Source organism: Peribacillus cavernae (assembly GCF_003989135.1).
In the GTDB taxonomy this organism is placed as follows: domain Bacteria; phylum Bacillota; class Bacilli; order Bacillales; family DSM-1321; genus Peribacillus; species Peribacillus cavernae.
This window is the reverse complement of the sequence record NZ_RYZZ01000010.1, coordinates 97209-113293: the sequence shown is the minus strand read 5'-3', so window position 1 is coordinate 113293 and position 16085 is coordinate 97209. Positions and strand designations below refer to the sequence as shown.

Genomic DNA, 16085 nt, shown 5'->3' with positions numbered 1-16085 from the left:
GACAGTAAAACTATCCTGAATTATTTCTGACAAAAATATTGCTTAACTCTTTTGTTTTTAAACAAGTAAAAAACAGCGCCCTATGTAGGGCGCTGTTTTTATTATTATTAATTAAAGCAGTCAATTTCTACGTTTCCAAATACTCGTCATGAAGTAGAACCAGCGAAGATTGCTTACATACGTAATGTCTTTTATTGGAACTACATGTTTTTTGCCGAAGAATGAAAGGTTTACGATCCCTTCCTCAGAGCTGTCAATCTTCCCTGCGACTTTCTGGTCCCCAAACTGAATTTCTATCCACGTTTCTTTCCATGAATGTAAGTTCGTTTCAATAGATTCTTCGAAAAATTGCTGGACCAGAATATCCCTTTTTGAAACGGTTTCCCCAAAATTGGTTAGCAATTTGGTTCTCAAGTTGTTATCATAAATAAAGTGCTGATGAGTATTGGAATAATTCGGGATGCCAAATGGAATATTCGCCGATTCAATCGCTGTGTAAGGAAGCCACTTTCGATCCTTCAAGTTTGTGATCATGACAAAGTCACGACCAACTGCACTTACCTTTCCAAGCGTATAAATCGAGCCCTCACCACTTTTCGAGTAAACTTCCACCTGCTGATTCCGTTTGGACTTAAAAAACTTTTTAAGCATTAATGGCTTCTTAAGTTCCGGTTTCGCTTTTGCCAGGCTTCGCAAATTTGCCTGATCCATATATTCCATGAACAATCTGAGTTCTTCTGTTGACATAGCACTATGTGGTGAAGTCAGTCCGCTTCCTGTTTTTAGATTGTGATCATTAATGATATCCTCTTTTCTTTCTTCTTGATCTCGTCTTTCCAATAATAGCTTTGTATATTCATCAAGCCTTATCTGTTTATTCATGTATCCCACCCCTTTGCCCTCTAAAAACATACTTTCAAATTACTACCTTTGATAATTTATGTGATTTTTCTTTTATTGTCTTATTCATAGGCTTATTTATTAGAAAATAGGCCTATACCCAGCTGAAACTTTTTCCGAAATAATGGAACACTTCACCCAGGCAGCTTTCACAATTCCTTATTATATGATATGAAAAAAGAATCCCCATAGTCCAGAGATTCCTTGAGGGATGCGCCCAAAACAGGGTGCCCCTCTTCTATAGAGGTATAAGGAACATTGTCTTTTCTCTGCAAACCTGCTAAAATATCAGAAAAATAGCCCTATCTCACTAAAAAGGGAAATAGGGAGCAGCATCTTTTTCTTTAGAATCTGGTATAATCCCTTTCACTAACGTACCCGGCATTCCCAGTTGTTCCATACGCGGACCAACAGCTACTCCCCCATCGTGCAGATAAGGAGCACTCCAAAACAGACCGATTAAACTGGGAGTCTTATAACCTCCAGAAGATATTCTTTTAGCAAACGCAAGTTCAATCTGCTTTTCATCCAAATGATTGGTAGGAATCCTGTTAACTGTTGCACCTATGAGGAAATGATGGCGGCTTAATAATCTCATTTATTCCCGGTGCTCCCGGGGTAGGGTCGACTCTAGTAAAAAATTCAGTCGGCTTTTCATTCTTTTTGGGATGGTATCTAAACCTTCATACCTTTCCGGATTTATACAGTATGATTTACCGAAGTACCGTTTATAAAAATGTTGAAAATAACAAACGCTACAGAGTTTTTGAATTGCTTTTCTTAACATTCATAAAAAATTATTGAAGGAGAAGAAGCCTGATTTTATTGTTTGCAGCCCTTCCGTCCTATTTACTCAATTATTTAAAGGAAATAGAAGAGTTAACAATACCGGTTATCAACCTATATACCGATTATTTTATTCATCAACTTTGGGGAATTCAGCATATTGACTATCATTTTGTTACTTCTCGTGAAATGAAAGAATTTCTAAAGCAGAAAGGAATAAAAGATGAACAGATTTTTGTTAATGGGTGCCCAAAAGGGCACCCATTTACTTGATAGCATTTTTTATCTTATGAGAAAGAAGAGGAATTTTAACTAATACATTGGGACTTGTGCGATAACCCCCCGGCCTTTAAATAATTGATTTTACATTTTATAGACAGTTTCACTCATCCAAAATATTTAAAATCCATTCTTTTACATCCACCATTCTTAAGTGTTTTGGTTCAAGCTCTGTTCCTGTTACAATCATGGGAAAGTATGTGTCTTGTTTATGCAATGATCCATGGCTTGCTCCCCCCACATGTGTTGGAGATCCTTCTCCGATGAATTCAAACCCAGGTTTTGCGTTAACTACCAGGAAGTTTCCTGTGTGTGAATAGAAAGAACTGGAGAGGCGTGCAAGTGCATCAGGATAATCGCCATATACAATAGAATGGCCATTTTTTATCGTGATATCTAAAATATGAGTATCTCCATCTATTTTCCAGCTTTGTCCGTATTGATCTATAAATTTCCCTGTTCGTTGGAAGGAAAATACTCCTTTCTTATCTCCTGATATAACTTTTAATGTCTTCCCTTCCTTCCAGGCAATGGTGTCAATACGCTTATCCTTTTGAAGTTGTTTAGCAATAAACTCGTGTTTGAGCGATTCATCCAGAAGATAAATAAAAGACATTCGCTCATTCAATCCGAGTACGATTTGATCTTGCTTCTGAATTGGCCCGCTAATCTTATGAATTCTATAGTCTTTTAACACTTTTCTTAAATCAACTAAGGCTTTTTCCTTATCGCTTTCAATTGAAGTTTGGCCGCTATCCCCCATTACAATCCACACGTTATCTTTTAACGCTTTTTCCCAAGAATCATATTTATTAAAGAGTGTCTGCAGCCGTTTATCGGCTTCTTCAATTCCTTTCGTTTCATTCACGCCTTTTTTATGAACTTTTTTATCATTATCTGAAAAATAAACCAATGAAAAGGATGGGATTCTATCTTGTTCAATTAAATATTTCAATTCTTCCGTTGCATATTTATCATTAAAACCAAGCCCTTGCCAGAAGCGGGTATACTTATTCTTTGGATTTAATGTAGATAAAATTCCATAGGAAAAATAGGAAGGTCCTTTAACAGAAGCATCTTTATTTAGAAAGTGAAATACTTCTAAAAACTTAGGAACATGCAGCATGTGTGTGTTGTTTCCGCGAAAAACGAGTGTATTGATGGAAGCAGATTGTAAACCCCTGTCACCCAATTCTTCATGAATCGTTTTTACCTGATCACTTAAGTGATGTTCATTTAAATGAAACATGCTCTCTTTAAAGACTTGTTTAGGTCCTAATTTAAAAATTTCTTTCGTGTCACTCCCATAACTGATAAAACGTTTTTCCTGTTCATCGTACCAAACAAGTGCAGGTACTTTATGTTTTTCAGCATATGTTCCTGTTAAAAGTGTACTATCAATCGTAACGGACATCGTTGGGTAGCTGCTCACCATTTTTGGATAATAGCGTCCATTATTGATCAAAAATTGTAAAGCAGGTGCTTTTCCTTCCTTTACAGCAGATTGAAGCGGTTTATCCATGAGAGAGTCTATCATGATAAGAACAACCCTTTTTGAAGGCGAAACATGTGGTGTATCAAGTTGGTTATTTGATTGGCCAGTTGTAGGTGGTAAATTCAAATAAATAATAAATAAAATAAATGAAATTACGATAAAACTAATGACGAATTTCAAAATTTCACCCCTACTATTATTTTTTTATAAATATCCATGAATATATCGTGTCTAATTTTTTTTCAATTTATTCTTACGTGCTGCCATTTTTACTCATATGGAATTGTTTCACTTACATAATGTAATCCGGAATAACAAAGGTTAAAAAAGCAAGTAAAACTTATAAATGGTGGTGACTAAGCTTGGAAAAACAACAAATATGGTTGCCTTTACTTGCATCAGCAGGTATTGGCGCAGCAGCTTATTATAGTATGACTAAGGGTCAAAAAAGCATAGGACAAAGCGTGCAGCAGTTTGTCCCACTTATGGCAGGAATGGGTGGGCAAGGCCAGCAAACACAAAACACCCAACAAAATCAACAAGCAGCTAATACACAATTGCAATAAGAGGCTTGAAATATATTTTTTATTCAAGGATAAAATTCAAACAGTCTAACGGCTGTTAAGACATCAACATCCTAGCAAATGGGCAAATGTTTCAGAAGGAGTTCACATGAACCCTTCTGTTTTTTTACGGTTCGTCGTGAAGGAAAGATTTGAAAGCACATGCGGATATGCATACGTATCTAATCCCAGCGTCCTATCCAACGACTTAGCTAAGAAAAAAATTTAAATGTAACTTTCCTCAGTCATGTTGAATAACATGGGTGTGAAAGAGAGGGACCATGATGGATAACTACAATATGGGACCCGGAGGAAATCAGCCGGGCTACTGGGACCAACAAGGTCAGGAGTATAGAGATGCAAAGAGTAAATGCAGGCAATATATGTATTTTCATGTTATCGCGCAATTGAGAGACGGCACTAAAATGGATGGAATTATTGAAGATATGGATGATGATGGAGTAACCATGTTAGTTGCTGAAGAAATAGATGATGACTCAGACGCAGACATGAGGCAATTTGGCGGGTATGGCGGTGGTTATAGAAGGAGATACCGTCGTTTTCGGCGCCGCCGCTATCCGTTCAATTTCTTTGTGTTCCCATTTTTTATACCGTACCCTTATTATTATTAATAAATCCACTTAAGCTCATAAAAGATGACTTCAGTTTTGGCTGAGGTCATCTTTATTGTGAGTATATTGGTGGCAATTGTAAGCAAATATTCTCCTTACATGAGTTTATATAAATAAATCTTCCAAGCGGCACTTTTTTCTGTAAAGATTTTATCAAGCTTTAAATCATTTTCTGCTGCATTATCAATCGGTACAGCCGAAAATAGATACTCTCCGCCTATTTTTTTAAACGGCCCCATATTTAATTCCAGATTCTTCAGCCTTTTTTTGGAGTCTTTTTCATACATGTAATGCTTGCCGAGCTCAGCGGTAAAATGGTAGCAGCGGCCGCCCCATTCATCAAAATAAATCCTGATGCCTTTATTCTTAGCCAGTTCATTTTCAATGATTTTGCGGAATTGGTGTTTATAGGTTAGCGGATAAAAATTATTATATGTATCGTGTAGAAGCCGTTATATTGGGCGATTGCCGGATGAATGCCGATGCTTACAACACGGTAATCCTCCTGAGGCTGTGCTATATGCTCTTTAATATTCTGAAAAAGCTTTTCTGCGTAAAACTCATTTACAGATGGATTATTCTGATTGATGATCTTTTCATTAAAAACAGCTAATAAAAGAATTTGAGCCAGAACAAAGTTTCTGATTATCAGACGGATTACCTGCCAGAGTGGCAATTTTGCATGAAAATACTCATCTCTACTGTTTGGCTCAGAACCAAAAATGAATGATGATACCAGGCGATAATCAACAAGACAATATGCAAGTGTCATATAGACAATCGAAAGAAGAAATTTTAGATTCCATCCCTTTCCTCTGATAACATCTGTAAGCCAGAAAACTCCCATAGCAAAGAGAAAAAAGAAAAAACCAAGTACGATGCTTGAATAAACCGGCAGCAGAGTAAGGACCAAATAATTTTTCCATGATCTTTCCCCGCTCCGTATATTCAAAAATGCCCAGAGAGCAAGAGGCATCCCAAGGGTGCTGAGCATTCCTAAAGGCCAAAAAGGGGTCAGGGCAAAGGCTAGGGAAGTTCCCACACAAATCCACGCGAACTGCTGCTCCTGCAGAAAATGCTTCTTCAGTAATAAATACATTCCAAGGAATGCAAAGACCCTTGTAAGCGCCTGGCTTAAAGTGTAGGCGACCATGGTCGAAAAAAAGGCGTACAGCCAAACGATTACACTGAACTATATCCGGGAGGTATGCGATCTTATCAAACTTACGTGGTTTATCAGTTTTTTATTAATCGTTCAACTTGTCAATTCTCCTGACAACCTGACTGTTAATCAACAAGGCCACAACATGTCCACCGTCAACCGCGCTGATTTTACAACACCTTTACCTGATATGCCGATGATTGACATTGACAAGTACCAGCAGTTCATCGAAGAACTGGACAGACGAGTTTACCAGGCACCTAAAAATGCGACAATCGACGATCAGGGAGACATCTTGCCAGGGCGGGTTGGTTACAAGCTTTACCGTCAAGCCTTCACAAACCAATATGGCCCTGATTTCCGATTTAAAAACAAATATAACCAGCCCATCCTGATTAGAACAGTAAAACCATCATTTTCTTCGTTTCCAATTATTCGTCATGAATTGGAACCAGCGTAGATTATTGATATACGTAACCTCTTTAATTGGAACTTCATGCTTATTTTTGAAGAAGGACAGATTTACATGCCCTTTTTCAGAGCTATCAATCCTGCCCGTCACTTTTTGATCACCTTGCTGAACCTCCACCCAAGTCCCTTTCCATGAATGTAAATTAGTTTCCATTGATTCTTCAAAAATTGTTGGACCAGAATATCCTTTTTTGAAACGGTTTCTCCAAAATTGGTTAATAATTTATTTCGCAAATTATTATCATAAATAAAATGTCTCACAATAAGTTAAGAAGTTATATTAGATTTTGGGCTTCGTACTCACACAAATGAGCAGCGCAAGAATCGTTCCAACTTGTACTTGACTAACAGCTGTTTGATCTTGTGCAATTTCAGTAGCAGCCTGTTTGATTGCTTCTTGCGAAAATAAACGAAAGCCTGAAGGTAAAACGCTATATAAGTTGTACGATTTAACGGAGTATCGCAGTTGCCAAGGAACTCCTTGGCAGATCGGTACGCACTTTAGGTATGGAGTCTGTCCAGGCGTAAGTTTTCATGAGGGCAACACCTGCTAAAATATCAAAAAAATAGCCCTATCTCACTAAAAAGGGAAATAGGGAGCAGCATCTTTTTTTTGAAAATTGAAGTTTTTCAGGTATCCAGATAATTTCTAAAAGGTTATAGAGTAAAATAGACAGCTTTAAAGCTGACCATTTTTAAAACATTTCATTAATTTCCCAAGATTCGACCGTTAAATAAGCGGTCTGTGGATCCATACCCTTACCAACTAAATAGGTCATTGCAGCAACTTCCTGTAATGCATGGACGTAAGAAGTTTCTTTTGCTTCTTCTAATCCATATTTTACAAAAGGGGCAATAATATTTAACGCTTGTGATTTCAAATGAGGATATAAAGGTTGTTTGATTTGTTGATCTGCCCAAATCTCAGACTCAGGGTATTGCGGAAACTGGCTGGAATATTGAGGTTGATAATAAGACAGGTGATTATGATAAAGAGGCATCTTTTAACTCCCTTTCTTATATTGAGTATATTCAGTTTTATCTTATGTTCCTCAAGTTCCTAGGTCTAGACGTTTGCCTACCTATCCCCGAAATTTGAAGATACTTTCTCATGGCTTAGAAAGAAGTCACATACATTAAAAAAGATTCACAAAAAGGACTGATAGACCGAAATAATAATCAATGGTAAACATTTGGAATACTCATTGGATTTTTTCAGTTTTGCTTTGCGTATCAACTGTTGCATGGCAGGCGGCACAACTGATTCCTACTCTAATCCTGCCAGCCGACACAGAAACAGGCATCCCCAGTGGAGTATAACTCCCCTTTGCAACGTCGATACCGGTATCTATTACTTCCCCTTTTTTAAAGGTCCTGCCTCCGATAATAGCAGAGTCTGCGAGCTCCACTTTCAAATTTGTAGTGCCTTTCCCTTTCAAAGCTATAATCGCTTTTGTCATCCCCGTCGCCGTCAAGGGTCCCTCTATTACACCCAGAATATCAGTAAGAAAAACTTCATTTCCAAAGTTCTCCTTGTAAAACGTTTTCCTGCCTAATTGTAGAAGAGATTCATCGATTTTCACGGCGCCATTTTCAGCAGCAAGGACGCTCTCTTTATGTTGTTCTTTTAGTTTGGCTGCTTCCTTTTTTGAGACAACGTTACCCCATACATCATATGAATCTTCGCTGTTCTTATTTTCAGACGTAAGTGTCTTACTCTTGGGTGGCATGTAAGTATATTCAACATGTATAAACCTGAATGATCGTTTTCTATTTTGATCCATAATTAAGTTAAAACCAGTAAAGATGAAGAAATTAACTTTATTTGACCCGCTTAAAAGGTAACAATCACCAGCATAAGAATATAATCAGGGGTTAGAATAAAATTCGTTGGAGCAGCCTAAAGAAACAGTTTTACATGAAAATGAGGAAAAAGGAAGTCAGAATATGAAAGGATATCTTTTATCAGTATGGAATACATTGGATCCTTTATATTTTATGTGTACCCGGCTCAATTATCTTCCTGAGAAAGAATTCAAAAATATTTTCAGGGTACGTCTTACTCGCTATAAAGGAGTAGATGTTACACTTTCGGATGGTACTCAAATTAAAAAAAATGATACTTGCGTAAAAATTCATTTGCATAATATACGTTTATTAAACGAACTAAAACTTATTAAAAGTGAAGTAAAAAAAGCAAAGATCATTTATCGAAATGTTCAAAGATCGTTACCGGGAATTGAAGAGTATATTCGGAACCATAAAAACTTTAATGATATTAAAGGAATTATTGGCATCACGGTTTTAAACAAAGTATGTGACCGTCTGGGGTTTGAGGTTGTGGAAATTTCGAATCCTGTTTATAAAAGGTTTAAATGGGTCACTTTTTTTCCGATTATATTCCTATCTTCAACAGAAGCTTCCAATAAAAACATTCTCAAACATCCTGCCCCAAGCTATTTATTTATTTCAAAGGAGAAGCTATCTAAACTGTACCGGACATAAAAAGGAACGTGGAAGTAAAAAGGATTGTTAACAACATCGTTAACAGTCCTACATTGCAGGTAAAGATTCCTGATTGGCGGATGATACCGACAAATGGTGCAAAGTAATTTCAGGACGGCTTCCAATCCGAATATTTACTCCTGTTTGGCCCAATCCCTCATTTATATAAAAAGGTTTTCCATTATGGACATGCATTCCTTTTATCATGTTCATTCTTATTTCATTCCATTCCATTTTAAGAAACCAGAGCAATTCCACTGCATAAAATGATGGCAACAATTAAGATCCTCATTGCAAAATGCGGGATCTTCTTCGTTAATTTACTGCCGATTATGGCTCCCGGAATCGATCCACATACAAGATTGCCTACCAGGACATAGTCGATGTTCCCCAACCTCGCCATCAAAAGACCAGAAACTAATACAAGCAAAAAGGCATGGGTGATGTCTGTACCGACTAACTCAGAAGATTTCACATTATAAAAGTAAAGGATAAACAGAGCAAAGAGACTTCCCGAACCGACTGAAGTTACCCCAACGATGGCTCCGATCACCACCCCCGCAAGGATCGTGATAAAACGTTTCTCCCTTAAAGTTTTTGCTTTCCACTGATTAACAGGGTTTGGAACGAAAATAAGTTGAATGAGGCTAATTATTGACACAATAATTAGCACATAGCCAAGCAAAAGAACGATAAACTTTTCATTATAATGGTTGGACAAGAGAGAATAAAAAACGATATTTGCGATGATGGCCGCTGGCAGACTTCCGATAGCTAAATGTTTAACAAGCTGAAAATTAACCGTTTTTTGCCGTATGTGCTGGACAGCCCCGAATAATTTAGTAATCGTATTGTAGGCAAAGTCCGTGCCAATGGCTATCGCAGGATTTATTCCCCAAAAAACTAAAATCGGAGTAAGTAAGGAAGCCCCGCCAACCCCCGTCATTCCAACTAAGCCTCCAACGAGCAATCCCATCAGGATAATTTCAATACTCATTCTGCATACACCTCGAACTGTGTTTTATTTTCATAACATCTAACTAAAAAGGAACGTCGACTAAGATCCGCCACGTCCTGTGGCGAACGTCGACGTCAGCGCATCCTGCGCAAGTCCGACAAGCATAAGACGAGCATCTGTATGGGGAGTGATTTTCTCCCCATCAGATGATTGGCTTATGACCTCGAGGGGCTAGGCGCTGGAGCTAGACACTCGTTCATATTGAAAAGGTTATACTTTCATATCCCTTAAGAAAAGCGGAAGCGCCTTGTTCAGCGTAGGAGGTTATTAGTCTATAATATGCGCTTGGTAAGAGATATTGATTGGACAAAACCCTATTCGTTCATCCATTTTTATAGAAAATCTACATTCAACCATTCATTAGTGTAAGGCCCGTTTTTTCAGATTTGGTTAAAAACCCAAGTCGAAAGGACTTCATTTTAATATAGTGTAAATAGATGGATTTCAGTGTAAGTACATGAGTCTTATTTCTAAAAGGAGGACAACATATATGAGTAACGTATCAGAATTTGATGACGGTTCTTCCAGCCGCAAAAAAAAAAAATCAGCCATACCAAAATGTAAAGGCTGTGTTTGTGAAGCATTAACCCAACTGGCAAACCAAAAAGCTGAAAGCGGTCAGCTAAAAAGATTATTTATTGTCAATAAAGGCACCTCTTCGCCCTTATCCCTGGATGGTACAGGTAATCCCACGGTATTTACCCTGGTGGGATTCGATTCTGAAACTGGTTGTTTCGAATTTTCGTATGAAGACGATATGAACAGTACGACACCATATGTATCAGCAACCGGATCATTTATTGCTGGTGGCCATTCCATTGCCGGCATCACCATTCTCCCAAATGATTTTATCTAAAAGACCGTATCACGAGTTGCAACCTCTTTTCTATACAGAAATGACTGTCGTGGAGGTAAGCAGATGAACATTTTGTATATTTCTTCGGGTTACGCAAGAGTTTACCAGTTTTTTGATTCATGTATTCTAACAGAACTTAAAAAATTCTTCGGTGTCAGGGTTGAATTCTTTACACAATTACAGGACTTCTCAGGCTTCCAATTGATATGTAACCAGTTTAAGCCTGATATCGTTTTTACCCTGTTAGGAGATCTTCTGCCTATAGATACATTGAATTGGATAAAAGATCAACGTTTTCGCTCAGTTCTCTGGCTAACCGAAGATCCTTATTACACCGATCGATCGATTAAAATCCTTCCTTTTTTTGATATTGTTTTTTCCATCGATAGCGGTGCTGTGGACTATTATAAAAGCTTACAATACAAAAATGTTTATCATCTGCCACTGGGTACTGACCCCGGGGTGTTCACACCTGGAGATAAAAAAGGTAAAGTGCATGACATATGTCTGGTTGGCTATCCCTATCCCGACCGGATCCGTTTACTTTTACTGTTGTTAAAGGAAACCCCCTACCAAATTCAAGTGGTCGGAAACATGTGGAGAAAACAATTCTTCGCTAAGGCAACAGATACAAACGTAAGCTTACTGAATCGCTGGGTTCATCCAAGTGCAGCCGCTCATTTCTATCGCAGTGCAAAAATTGTTCTTAATACTCATCGGCCTTATGATGAAAAAACGAATCAAAACAGTGCAGGCATTATCAATCGAAGTATAAACAATCGTACCTTTGATATCGCAAGTTGCAAGTCCTTTCAGCTTATTCAATATATGGATGACCTCCCCTTACATTTTCAGGAACACATGGAAATTGTGTCGTTTCAAACAAATGAAGAATTGATTGGAAAGTTAGATTATTATCTCTCAAATGAAGAGGAACGGCAGTCGATAGCCGCTAACGGGAGAAAAAAGGTGCTGCTCCAGCATACATTTCATCACCGTCTTAAAAGGATTATCAACGGAAAATTGAACTGAAAGAGCAGTAACCTTTCCGTTCTTTTCATTAGAATGGTATAAAAGTGGAAATTCGTAACAAACATTAGCGAACAAGCATAAATAATAGATATAGTTTTCAAATAGTTTCCGTTCATATTTCAATAAATTTGCTATGGCTACTGCCTAATGTGTACTTAAAAGGGGGTGTAAGAATGAGTGGAATCGACCCTATCGATCATATTATCTGGCATAAAAACACTGTTTCTAAGGATGACAAACAAAAACTCAATCAACATAAAAGTATGATGATTTGGTTTACAGGATTATCGGGATCTGGAAAATCAACGCTTGCCAATGCGCTGGAAAAAGTGCTGCACGCTCAGGGAATCCGGACGTATTTACTTGATGGTGATAACCTGCGCCACGGTATTAATAAAAATCTGGGTTTCAGTTTGGAGGATCGTCAGGAAAATATAAGGCGTATAGCCGAAGTAGGAAAATTATTTGTGGATGCAGGTGTCATTGTCCTCGCAGCAGCCATTTCCCCTTTTGAAATAGACAGAAAAGCCGCAAGAGACCTTTTCGAAGCCAGCGAGTTTATCGAAGTATATGTGAAATGCTCTTTAGATGAATGCGAAATCCGCGATCCTAAAGGATTATATAAAAAAGCGCGAGCCGGAGAAATAAAAGATTTTACAGGGGTTTCCCAGCCCTATGAAGAGCCCCTCTCCCCTGAACTGGTACTTGACACATCTACCCAATCCTTAGATGAAACGCTGGAACAACTATTTATATTCATTAAAGGAAGGCTATAAGGGTGGCAAACAGCACAGCTTTTTCAATGGCTATGATTTAAATAAGCAGCATAAAGGAGCGAATATTTTTGTTTACCAATCAACCACATGGAGGAATTTTAGTCAACAGAATAAATTTGGACTATGATTATTCGTTTATCTCCCACGAGGTAGAACTGGATAATATGTCCCTGTCAGACCTGGAGTTAATCGCAAATGGTGCCTACAGTCCTTTAACTGGTTTTCTTGGCAAAAAGGACTATGATTCTATTCTAGCTAATATGAGACTTTCGAACGGTCTTATTTGGAGCATTCCGGTTACCCTTCCCGTAAGTGAAGAAAAGGCAAATTCTCTTGAAGTAGGCAAAAAAATAAAACTTACATTTGACGGGATTGTTTATGGCATTCTTGATCTTGAGGAAAAGTATAAACCAGATAAACAGGTTGAAGCACAGCAAGTTTATCAAACAACCGATTTAGTCCATCCCGGAGTTAAAAAACTATTCGAGAGACCCGTTGTATATTTAGCAGGACCGGTCATACTTGTTAAGCGGCCTCATAAACACCATTCGGAAGCGTTTTATTTAGATCCGACCGAAACGAGAAAAGAATTTCAAAACAACGGTTGGAAAACCGTTGTGGGCTTCCAAACCCGCAACCCCGTTCATCGTGCACATGAATATATCCAAAAGTCGGCATTGGAAATTGTAGACGGCTTGTTCTTAAACCCGTTAGTGGGCGAAACGAAAGCTGATGATATTCCGGCAAAGGTAAGAATGGAAAGCTATCAGGTTTTGTTGGATCAGTATTATCCAAGTGAGCGTGTGTTATTGGCAGTTTTCTCGGCGGCAATGAGGTATGCTGGCCCAAAAGAAGCCATTTTCCATGCCATTGTCCGGAAAAATTTTGGATGTACGCATTTTATCATCGGACGGGACCACGCTGGTGTCGGGAGCTATTATGGAACCTACGACGCACAAAAAATATTTCGTCATTTTTCAGTCGAGGAACTGGGAATCACACCGTTATTTTTTGAACACAGCTTCTATTGTAAAAAATGTGGGAATATGGCTTCGACAAAAACTTGTCCACACGACAAGGAAGACCATCTCATCTTATCTGGTACAAAAGTAAGGGAGATGCTGCGAAACGGACAAACCCCTCCACCAGAATTCAGCCGCCCTGAAGTAGTCGAAATCTTAATTAAAGGAACGAAAAGCTAAAGGAATCATTTATCGCACATTAACGGACATTTTGACCCACTTCAAGGCTTAGAAAAAACCACGAAGTCTAAGGTAGTGATGAAGAAAACCCCCACTGGGAAGTTTCACTTTACAAAGTCATCCTGTAGAAGGCCGAAACAGGGTGACTTTTATATTTTACGCAAAGATCATCATTGGTTGATTTGATTGTTATAGCCGATTCGAACCTGTTTTATAGTACAACAAAAGGCTGTTGTTTTAGTAGTAACAACAGCCTTTCATTTTTATATTCACTTTATTGCTCATTTTCTTCTTCTTTTTATGTTATGCTTTTTTCTGACTGTGCTTTACTCCTGCTCTTTTTTCGCGCTTTTCCTTTTTTTCTTCTTCAGTCTTTTTACGTTTCCCTTTTTTCTCTTTTTCTTCTTCTTCTTCCTGTTCTTCTTCTTCCTGTTCTTCTTCTTTCTCTTCTTTCTTTTCTTCCTTCTCTTTCTGTTTGCGTCTTTCTTTTCTTTCTTCTTCCTTCTGTTCACGCTTTTCCTTCTTTTCTTCTTTTTCTTCTTTTTCTTCTTTCTCTTCTTCTTTCTCTTCTTCCTTGTCTTTCTTTTCTTCTTCTTTCTGCTTGCGTCTTTCTTTTCTTTCTTCTTCCTTCTGTTCACGCTTTTCCTTCTTTTCTTCTTTTTCTTCTTTCTCTTCTTCCTTGTCTTTCTTTTCTTCTTCTTTCTGTTTGTGTCTTTCTTTTCTTTCTTCTTCCTTCTGTTCACGCTTTTCTTTCTTTTCTTCTTCCTTCTGTTCGCGTTTTTTCTTCATTTCATCAGCTCTCTTTTCTCGTTCTTCTTTTCTTTCTTCTTTCGCCATTCCATTCATCCCCCCTTCATTGTTTGATAACATAATATATTCAAAAGCAGGAGGAAAGATTAGACTTTCATGTCAAATTCCTGAAATTTTTCAACTCTGCTTTACACTTCAATCAATTGCATGAAAACCAAATACCCCCAGTTGATGTTCGTCATTATGAAAATCAGAACCGCCTGTGGCTGCTAACTTGAATTGTTTCGCCAGAGCTTTGTACCGGTCATTATCTGCTTGATTTTGTTTACGGTGCCATACTTCAATGCCATCAAAATTAAAGTGGAGTAATTCCTTTATGAGTTCATCGTCTCCTATAAGTACAGGGTGCGCTAAAACCGCCATACCGCCTGATTCATGAATGAAATCAATGGCTGTCTGCGGTGAGATAATCAGTTTGTCAATTGAACAAGGTTTACCATCTGCCAGGTAAGAATCAAACACTGTCTGGTAATCTTGTACATACCCTTTTTCAACGATCGCTTTTGCAATATGTGGTCTGCTTATGACCTCTCCCCCGCTATATTTGTTCACATCATCCAATGTTATCGGCATTCCTATTTTTTCAAACTTTTTTATAATTCGAATCGCACGCTCTTCCCTTTCCGTACGCATTTCTTGCAAAATACGATTCAAACCTGCTGTTTCAGCTACATTGTATCCAAGGATATCTACGCTTTTCCCTTTATACTTCGTGCTTAATTCAATTCCGCGAATAACGGTTATGCCGAGCTCCTCGCCAGTTTTTATAGCTGCCGCCAATCCAGCCAATGTATCATGATCAGTTATTGCAATGGTTTTCAATCCAATACCATGCGCTTTTTTCACAAGATTTTCAGGCGTATATTCACCGTCGGAAGCTGTTGTATGCATATGCAAATCAAAATGCCCGGATTGTACAATTTTAGTTAAGTCCATAAATGAGTCCCAACCTTCAATAGTTATTTAGTTTTTCAGAATATGATTTATTTATCCTTCATGTGCGAACAGCCTTCTATACGTCACGTTAATTATCGGCTGCAGACGCACTTTAAATATAGGATAACAAAAAACCTTCCCATGGATAGATGCATATAGTAATCAGAAAGATTACCAAGAAAGCGGTAAAACATTTTTAGTGAAAATAAGAAACAAGTTGAGGTGTTCAAATGGTTTCTCTCTACTTTTTACTATTTTATATCAACATCCTGCTCATTGGCTGTGTTTTAGTTTATATTTACAAGCTGCGTAAACTTATCGGTTTTCAATTGGGAATGACGATTTCAATGGTAGCAGGCGGATTTTTCGCCTTCACATCGGGGATCATATTTATTTATGTGTACCCTTTTCATTTTTTGCCGGTTACAATTGCCGCAACCCTGTTAGGTATGGCTGTAGGCAGTATCTTCGGCAGTTTCTTTGATTATCAAACTCTATTATCAGGGTACAGCAACGGATTGATGATGGGAATGATGTCGCCGATGGTGGGGGCTGTAGCAAAAAACAGCTTTTTATTTTTATCATTTGCGGAATGCCTGTTTTTCGCTTCATTGCTGCTGGTGCTTTCATCAGCCAGACAAACATAACGGAGGGATGTATAG

General features: G+C 38.1%; 16 protein-coding genes and 4 pseudogenes. 10 read left to right on the top strand and 10 right to left on the bottom strand.

Translation table 11 applies throughout. From position 1 onward, the window contains the following. Positions 1-120: 120 nt before the first annotated feature. Entirely contained in the window at positions 121-882 is a 762-nt protein-coding gene (locus ELQ35_RS10460; protein ID WP_126864784.1) for a hypothetical protein, read from the bottom strand. A 361-nt stretch (positions 883-1243) separates the two neighbouring features. Next, positions 1244-1583 (bottom strand): annotated as a pseudogene (locus ELQ35_RS10455) (electron transport protein); the annotation flags it as partial. A gap of 4 nt (positions 1584-1587) precedes the next feature. Here ELQ35_RS10455 and ELQ35_RS23735 point away from each other — a divergent pair. Further along, positions 1588-1938 (top strand): annotated as a pseudogene (locus ELQ35_RS23735) (MGDG synthase family glycosyltransferase); the annotation flags it as partial. Between the two features lie 130 nt (positions 1939-2068). Here the strand turns inward: ELQ35_RS23735 and ELQ35_RS10445 are convergent. Beyond that, complete coding sequence (locus ELQ35_RS10445; RefSeq protein ID WP_307364989.1) at positions 2069-3640, bottom strand: alkaline phosphatase family protein; 1572 nt, start codon at positions 3638-3640, stop codon at positions 2069-2071. Between the two features lie 182 nt (positions 3641-3822). Between ELQ35_RS10445 and ELQ35_RS10440 the strand changes: the two genes are divergently transcribed. Then, positions 3823-4026, top strand: a complete 204-nt coding sequence (locus ELQ35_RS10440; protein ID WP_126864782.1) for a hypothetical protein — start codon at positions 3823-3825, stop codon at positions 4024-4026. A gap of 281 nt (positions 4027-4307) precedes the next feature. Then, positions 4308-4655 (top strand): hypothetical protein, encoded by a 348-nt coding sequence (locus ELQ35_RS10435; RefSeq protein ID WP_246026033.1) that lies wholly within the window; start codon positions 4308-4310, stop codon positions 4653-4655. Between the two features lie 95 nt (positions 4656-4750). Here ELQ35_RS10435 and ELQ35_RS22820 read toward each other — a convergent pair. Further along, positions 4751-5847 (bottom strand): annotated as a pseudogene (locus tag ELQ35_RS22820) (DUF6044 family protein); the annotation flags it as partial. On the opposite strand from ELQ35_RS22820, the gene ELQ35_RS10425 reads away from it, so the two are divergent. Next, positions 5807-6277: a hypothetical protein gene (locus tag ELQ35_RS10425; RefSeq protein WP_126864781.1), complete on the top strand. Its 471-nt coding sequence runs from the start codon at positions 5807-5809 to the stop codon at positions 6275-6277. The pseudogene ELQ35_RS22820 and the gene ELQ35_RS10425 overlap by 41 nt on opposite strands. A gap of 706 nt (positions 6278-6983) precedes the next feature. Here the strand turns inward: ELQ35_RS10425 and ELQ35_RS10420 are convergent. Next, positions 6984-7289, bottom strand: a complete 306-nt coding sequence (locus tag ELQ35_RS10420) for a hypothetical protein (RefSeq protein ID WP_126864780.1) — start codon at positions 7287-7289, stop codon at positions 6984-6986. Between the two features lie 201 nt (positions 7290-7490). Then, positions 7491-8018, bottom strand: coding sequence for a hypothetical protein (locus ELQ35_RS10415; protein ID WP_126864779.1), 528 nt, complete (start codon positions 8016-8018; stop codon positions 7491-7493). A gap of 217 nt (positions 8019-8235) precedes the next feature. Between ELQ35_RS10415 and ELQ35_RS10410 the strand changes: the two genes are divergently transcribed. Further along, positions 8236-8793, top strand: coding sequence for a YkoP family protein (locus ELQ35_RS10410; protein ID WP_126864778.1), 558 nt, complete (start codon positions 8236-8238; stop codon positions 8791-8793). 48 nt (positions 8794-8841) lie between these two features. Here the strand turns inward: ELQ35_RS10410 and ELQ35_RS10405 are convergent. Both ELQ35_RS10405 and ELQ35_RS10400 read right to left on the bottom strand, forming a co-directional pair. Then, positions 8842-9009 (bottom strand): annotated as a pseudogene (locus tag ELQ35_RS10405) (metallophosphoesterase); the annotation flags it as partial. Between the two features lie 19 nt (positions 9010-9028). Further along, positions 9029-9790: a sulfite exporter TauE/SafE family protein gene (locus tag ELQ35_RS10400; protein WP_126864777.1), complete on the bottom strand. Its 762-nt coding sequence runs from the start codon at positions 9788-9790 to the stop codon at positions 9029-9031. Positions 9791-10301: 511 nt separating this feature from the next. Here ELQ35_RS10400 and ELQ35_RS10395 point away from each other — a divergent pair. The 4 genes from ELQ35_RS10395 (at position 10302) to sat (ending at position 13677) form a co-directional block, all read left to right on the top strand. After that, complete coding sequence (locus ELQ35_RS10395; RefSeq protein WP_126864776.1) at positions 10302-10667, top strand: hypothetical protein; 366 nt, start codon at positions 10302-10304, stop codon at positions 10665-10667. A 63-nt stretch (positions 10668-10730) separates the two neighbouring features. Beyond that, entirely contained in the window at positions 10731-11699 is a 969-nt protein-coding gene (locus ELQ35_RS10390; RefSeq protein ID WP_126864775.1) for a CgeB family protein, read from the top strand. Positions 11700-11872: 173 nt separating this feature from the next. Further along, positions 11873-12475, top strand: a complete 603-nt coding sequence (gene cysC, locus ELQ35_RS10385) for an adenylyl-sulfate kinase (RefSeq protein ID WP_126864774.1) — start codon at positions 11873-11875, stop codon at positions 12473-12475. A gap of 68 nt (positions 12476-12543) precedes the next feature. Beyond that, complete coding sequence (sat, locus tag ELQ35_RS10380) at positions 12544-13677, top strand: sulfate adenylyltransferase (RefSeq protein WP_126864773.1); 1134 nt, start codon at positions 12544-12546, stop codon at positions 13675-13677. A 303-nt stretch (positions 13678-13980) separates the two neighbouring features. On the opposite strand, the gene ELQ35_RS22580 is transcribed toward sat, so the two are convergent. Both ELQ35_RS22580 and ELQ35_RS10365 read right to left on the bottom strand, forming a co-directional pair. Then, complete coding sequence (locus tag ELQ35_RS22580) at positions 13981-14514, bottom strand: hypothetical protein (protein WP_185861721.1); 534 nt, start codon at positions 14512-14514, stop codon at positions 13981-13983. 108 nt (positions 14515-14622) lie between these two features. Then, positions 14623-15423, bottom strand: coding sequence for a PHP domain-containing protein (locus ELQ35_RS10365; RefSeq protein WP_126864771.1), 801 nt, complete (start codon positions 15421-15423; stop codon positions 14623-14625). A 230-nt stretch (positions 15424-15653) separates the two neighbouring features. Here ELQ35_RS10365 and ELQ35_RS10360 point away from each other — a divergent pair, with 230 nt between their 5' ends. Beyond that, on the top strand, positions 15654-16070 hold the full coding sequence (locus ELQ35_RS10360) for a hypothetical protein (protein ID WP_126864770.1): 417 nt from the start codon (positions 15654-15656) through the stop codon (positions 16068-16070). Positions 16071-16085: the final 15 nt, after the last annotated feature.

Bases quoted from the DNA above. Each gene is read 5' to 3' on its own strand.
- ELQ35_RS10420 (WP_126864780.1), bottom strand. From the start codon at position 7,289: ATGCCTCTTTATCATAATCACCTGTCTTATTATCAACCTCAATATTCC.
- ELQ35_RS10435 (WP_246026033.1), top strand. From the start codon at position 4,308: ATGGATAACTACAATATGGGACCCGGAGGAAATCAGCCGGGCTACTGG.
- ELQ35_RS10365 (WP_126864771.1), bottom strand. From the start codon at position 15,423: ATGGACTTAACTAAAATTGTACAATCCGGGCATTTTGATTTGCATATG.
- ELQ35_RS10425 (WP_126864781.1), top strand. From the start codon at position 5,807: ATGGTCGAAAAAAAGGCGTACAGCCAAACGATTACACTGAACTATATC.
- ELQ35_RS10390 (WP_126864775.1), top strand. From the start codon at position 10,731: ATGAACATTTTGTATATTTCTTCGGGTTACGCAAGAGTTTACCAGTTT.
- ELQ35_RS10415 (WP_126864779.1), bottom strand. From the start codon at position 8,018: ATGCCACCCAAGAGTAAGACACTTACGTCTGAAAATAAGAACAGCGAA.
- ELQ35_RS10410 (WP_126864778.1), top strand. From the start codon at position 8,236: ATGAAAGGATATCTTTTATCAGTATGGAATACATTGGATCCTTTATAT.
- ELQ35_RS10395 (WP_126864776.1), top strand. From the start codon at position 10,302: ATGAGTAACGTATCAGAATTTGATGACGGTTCTTCCAGCCGCAAAAAA.
- ELQ35_RS22580 (WP_185861721.1), bottom strand. From the start codon at position 14,514: ATGGCGAAAGAAGAAAGAAAAGAAGAACGAGAAAAGAGAGCTGATGAA.
- cysC (WP_126864774.1), top strand. From the start codon at position 11,873: ATGAGTGGAATCGACCCTATCGATCATATTATCTGGCATAAAAACACT.
- ELQ35_RS10400 (WP_126864777.1), bottom strand. From the start codon at position 9,790: ATGAGTATTGAAATTATCCTGATGGGATTGCTCGTTGGAGGCTTAGTT.
- ELQ35_RS10360 (WP_126864770.1), top strand. From the start codon at position 15,654: ATGGTTTCTCTCTACTTTTTACTATTTTATATCAACATCCTGCTCATT.
- ELQ35_RS10460 (WP_126864784.1), bottom strand. From the start codon at position 882: ATGAATAAACAGATAAGGCTTGATGAATATACAAAGCTATTATTGGAA.